The 4,615-nt window shown below is 70.1% G+C and carries 4 protein-coding genes; all 4 read left to right on the forward strand.

What is annotated here, in order from left to right; translation table 11 throughout:
• Positions 1 to 1,178 precede the first annotated feature (1,178 nt).
• From ACFWPJ_RS25245 to ACFWPJ_RS25260, 4 genes are read left to right on the forward strand one after another with little or no spacing between them, the layout of a single operon-like run.
• Positions 1,179 to 2,114, forward strand: a complete 936-nt coding sequence (locus tag ACFWPJ_RS25245) for a hypothetical protein (protein WP_378854863.1) — start codon at positions 1,179 to 1,181, stop codon at positions 2,112 to 2,114.
• A gap of 22 nt (positions 2,115 to 2,136) precedes the next feature.
• Positions 2,137 to 2,886, forward strand: coding sequence for a hypothetical protein (locus tag ACFWPJ_RS25250; protein WP_378854864.1), 750 nt, complete (start codon positions 2,137 to 2,139; stop codon positions 2,884 to 2,886).
• Positions 2,887 to 2,901: 15 nt separating this feature from the next.
• Positions 2,902 to 4,098: a hypothetical protein gene (locus ACFWPJ_RS25255; protein WP_378854865.1), complete on the forward strand. Its 1,197-nt coding sequence runs from the start codon at positions 2,902 to 2,904 to the stop codon at positions 4,096 to 4,098.
• Positions 4,099 to 4,111: 13 nt separating this feature from the next.
• On the forward strand, positions 4,112 to 4,588 hold the full coding sequence (locus ACFWPJ_RS25260) for a YbaB/EbfC family nucleoid-associated protein (RefSeq protein ID WP_378854866.1): 477 nt from the start codon (positions 4,112 to 4,114) through the stop codon (positions 4,586 to 4,588).
• Positions 4,589 to 4,615 lie beyond the last annotated feature (27 nt).

Below are 4,615 nucleotides of genomic sequence, written 5' to 3' on the forward strand. Positions count from 1 at the left end.
GGGCCGGCGATAGCGCTGGTGAGCGCGCGCTATACACCGAGCCTTTCGTGACCGATCCCGAGATCGGCGGTGCGGACACGCCCGCCCTGGGCGACGGACCGTCCGATGGCGTGCCCGGGCCGGACCCGGATGGTTCGCCGATCGCCGGCCCGTCCACCCCTGCCGTGCCAGGTGCGCCTGTGCGTCCGGAGTTGCCCGCTGGCCCGGAGGCCAACGGCGACAACCGAACTCCGCCCGTGGATCGGTCCCAAGGCGAGCCTCCAGCCGAGAACGGGGACCTCGGCCGCACCGATCACCCGGGTAGCGAACCGAGCAGGTCTCGCCCAGCGGTCAACGGCCAGGATGCCGTCTCGGTTCGCGACGACACGTCCGTGCCGCCCGTGCTCAACCCGGTCACCGACCCGGGTGACCCCGGCATCGCGAAGGATAGGCAGCCGGGCCAGGGCAGCCAGCGTCCTGCGGCTGAGCTCGACGCCGAGGGGGCGCCTGGGGCGAAGGGGGCGGAGCCCGGCGATGGGTCGCGACGTCGTCCTCCCGTTGTTCCGGACGCGGACGTCGATGGTGTCGATCCGGGCAAGTCCGATGACTCGGATGCTGATCGGGATGGTGGCGATCCGGACAAGGGTTTCGATCCGGGTGGGCCGGGGCTGCCGCCGCGGTCGCCGGACGGGGATCGGCCAGGTGCGCGTCGAGAGTTGCCGGGGTCTGCCCTGCGCTCGCATATCCCACATCCGCCGCACGAGTACGAGGTGGAACTCGAGGTGCCGGTCTTCGACGCTGTCGAATGGCCGGTACCACCACTGGAATTGACGCCGGAACCCCAGGAACCGCCGAAGCCTCCGCGCCCGCCACTCCCGCCGCCACCGCCGGACCGTCAGGATCCACCGTGCCCGCCGGACGTCGCTGAACCTCCGCAGCCGCCTGTGCCCCCGTTGCCGCCTGTGCCCCCGCAGCCGCCGTTGCCGACGGATCCGCCGATGCCCCCGCAGCCACCCGTGCCACCGGAGCTTCCGGTGCCGCCGCTGCCGACGGAATCGCCTGTGCCGCCGCAGCTACCGGTTCCTCCGGGTCTGCCGGAACCGACGCCTACCGAGCCGTCGCCGACGGATCCGGCGCCTAATGGGCCGACTGTGCCGTCGTGGCCGGTTCAGCCGACTCCGCCCGGTGGTGGATCTGGCATGCCACCACTCCCGCCGTGGGTGACCCGGCAGCCGGGTTCGGGCTCGCCCTACCCGCCGGACGGCAGTCAGCCATCTCCACCTGGGAACGGTCAGCCGTATTCGCCGGGCAACGGTCAGTCCTATGCGCCGGCGAACGGTCAGTCCTATGCGCCGGGGAATGGCCAGCCGCACTTGCCCGGCGGTGGTCAGCCGTACGCACCGGGAACCGGTGAGCCGTATTCGCCGGGGAGTGGTCAGCCGTTCGTACCGGGAACCGGTGATCCCTACTCGCCGGGGAACGGTCAGACCTACCCGCCCGGCGGTCAGCCGTACACGCCAGGGACGGGTCAGCCGTACCCGCCGGGCAGTCAGCCCTACGCACGGGGAACCGGTGAGCCTTACGCACCGGGGAACGGAAACGCGGGCAACGGACAACCCGGCGGGCAGCAGCAGGGCTATGGGCAGGGTGGTGCGCCGATGTATCCGCCGCCGGCTATGCCGCCGGGTGGTGGGCAGGGTGGTGACCGCAGGGCGTATCGGCCGGAGTATCGGTCGCCGACCGAGCAGGTCGTACTGGTGGTGCGCCCGTACGGCAGTGGGGTGTTGGCGGAATTCGATCCGCGGTCTGGGGCGTTGCGGCCGGCGCCGCCGGGGCAGCTCGGTGCGGATGGTTTGTACGGCGACCTCGGCGGGGTGACGGTGATCTTCTACCGGCTCGCCGATCGGTTGCTGGTGCAGGTCGGTAGTCAGGCGATCGATGTCACCGATGGCGCGCACGTGGGCTGGGAGCGTTCGCCGCAGCGGATGACGCGGTTCACCGTTGTCGTGGACGGCAGGCCGATGGGTGCGCTGATCTACCGCGCGCTGCCACCGGAACTGGACCTCGGTCTGCTGATCCGTAACGTGGTTGCCGATCCGGCCAGCCGGATGACAATGTTCAGCGACCGAGCCTGACCGATCGGAGAGGTTTTTCCAGGTGAGTGACGATCCGATCGAACTGAGTGATCCGGATGTGGTGATCGACGCGGCGACGGGCACGTTGTCGTATCGGGGCGAGCCGTACAGCGGCGCGGTGACCCAGACCCGCCCTGACGGCACCTGGCGCGAGTACTGGAGCTACGACGAGGGCGAGCGCGACGGCGACTGGAGCGGCTGGTACCCCGACGGCACCATGCGCTACAACGGCGAGTTCTACCGCAACCGCCCGGTCGGCACCTGGCAGGAGTGGTATCCCGACGGTTCGCGCCGCCTCGAGGACGTCTACGACATCGAGGGCACCCTGCTCACCCACTCGCGCTGGAACGAGGCGGGCGAGCTGGTCGAATTCGACGACGAGCGCACCCGCAAGGGCATCGCCGCCGATGCCGTCGCGGCCGACGATCCCGAATTGCGCTGGGACGACGGGGAAGCCCGCATGTACTACCGCGCCGAGCCGTTCACCGGTCAGGAGTTCCGGCGTGCAGCGCCGAGCAGCCCCATCACCGAACTGTCCACCTACGCCGACGGCTACCGCGACGGACCTACCCGCGGCTGGTTCCTCGACGGAACCCCGCGCTACACCGGGGAATACGCCGACCGCCACGAGGTCGGCCACTGGTGCGCCTGGTTCCCCACCGGGAACCGCAAGGAAGAGACCGTCTTCGCTCCCGACGGCGCGCTGCTCACCCGGACGGAATGGGACGAGACCGGCGCCGTGATCGCGCGCTACGGCGAGAACCGGGACTAGGCAAAGGAGTACGCAGTGGCTGACGAGCTGGCCGGGGATCCCGATGTCGGATTCACCCTCACCACAGTGGTAGCCGACGACGGAACAACCGACCGTGCCGCCGCGCTGAGCCATCGCATCGCGAAAACGCTGGCGGCGCTCGGCCCGCCGGGCTGGACCAAGGTCGAGGCGTCGTTCGCGATGACGGCGGCGGCCGAGGTGTCGATGGTCGTCTTCCACGACGACCAGGAGCGCTTCGCGCGGGTGTTCCCGAGCCCGGAGCTGCTGGATCTGCTGCGTGAGCACCGGCACGTGTCCGCGTCGATGGGCGACGGCCCGTGGTGGCGCTACCTGCTCACCCTGACCAACGCGGGCCGGATGGACGTCGACTACGACTACGGCGACGACCCGTTCCCGGACGACCAGCTGTTCCCACCGACGGTGTACCGCACCGACATCGAGATCTATCCGCGCGACCGGCTGCCGATCTGGCTGGCCGCCTACATCGGCCACGACAACCGCCAGCTCCGCGGCCCGCTGGCCGCCGCCGAGCAGGCACGCGCGGACGCGGCGGCAGGCCGCGACGCGATCGGTTCGGCGCCGGACGTGGAATTCCCCGCACTCGATGTGATGGCCCGCCGGTGGGCGCTGATCGCCGCCGCGTTCGTCGCGGTCGGCTCCAAGTGGGGCCCGCGGGTGACCCCCGCCTTCCATGTCTTCGAGGGTTCGAAGCACAGCGGTTCCACCCTGTGCCTGCTGCCCGGCGACCGCGCGGTGCTCTCCGGCGGCGTCTGGAACGCACCGGAACTCGACGCCGTCTACAACAAAGACCTCCCGATGCCGCAGTTCTACCTGGGCGCCCCCGACTGGGTCGCCGCCCCGGTGATCAACCGTCGCGCCGAGAACGGGCTGCTGACCTTCTGCTACTGGTGGGAGGGCGGCCGCTGGTATCGCGGCGCCTCGGCGGGCGCGGACGCGCTGGCTCCCGCCGTCCCTGGCATGTGGGACACCAGGACCGTCGTCGACGTGCTGACCGGACTGCTCGGCGCGAAGGCGTCGCAGGCGCAGAAGGAAGCGGTCCCCGGCCTGGTCGAGGCCGCCGAGCGGGCGGCTGTGGCCAGGGAAGCGTTCACCCGGGTCTTCCCGGCCGACGTCTACAACGTCGACTCCGCCTGGTTCGAGCTGAATCTCGCCGGTCTGCTCGGCACCCATACCGTCGGCCTGGCGAAGTGAGAGGGAATCGGATATGACCAACGAACACGCCAAGGCACAGATGGCGGACATCCTCGAGACCGTGCAGAAGCAGATGCGGGTGATAGCGCAGGTGCAGCAGGACCGCGCCAAGATCATCGCCAGTGCCACCGTGCGCAAACGGGTGACGGTCACCGTCAACGCCGATTACAAGGTCATCGAGACGAAGTTCGCGCCCGACATCGACGACCTCACCTACACCGAGATCGCCAAGGCCGTCACCGAGGCCGCGCAGCAGGCCGCGGCCGAGGTCGCCCGCAGGACGCAGGAGATGATGGCGCCGATCCAGAGCGAGCGCGCCCGCCTGCCGAAAATCACCGAATTGGTCGACGACATGGACGGTTTCGCCATCCCGCAGCCGGTGGAGGCCTCCCTCGAACCGCCCAATTCACCGGAGCGGGAACGGCTCTCGGACGACGAGGAGGACGGGTCGCGCGATCCCTCGCGGGCCGCGACCGAAGCGAGCTGGTGACACTGATGCGCGTGTCCCCGCCACCGA

The sequence above is a fragment of the Nocardia sp. NPDC058497 genome, from assembly GCF_042720195.1.
Classification (GTDB): Bacteria; Actinomycetota; Actinomycetes; order Mycobacteriales; family Mycobacteriaceae; genus Nocardia.

Bases quoted from the DNA above. Each gene is read 5' to 3' on its own strand.
- ACFWPJ_RS25245 (WP_378854863.1), top strand. From the start codon at position 1,179: ATGCCACCACTCCCGCCGTGGGTGACCCGGCAGCCGGGTTCGGGCTCG.
- ACFWPJ_RS25260 (WP_378854866.1), top strand. From the start codon at position 4,112: ATGACCAACGAACACGCCAAGGCACAGATGGCGGACATCCTCGAGACC.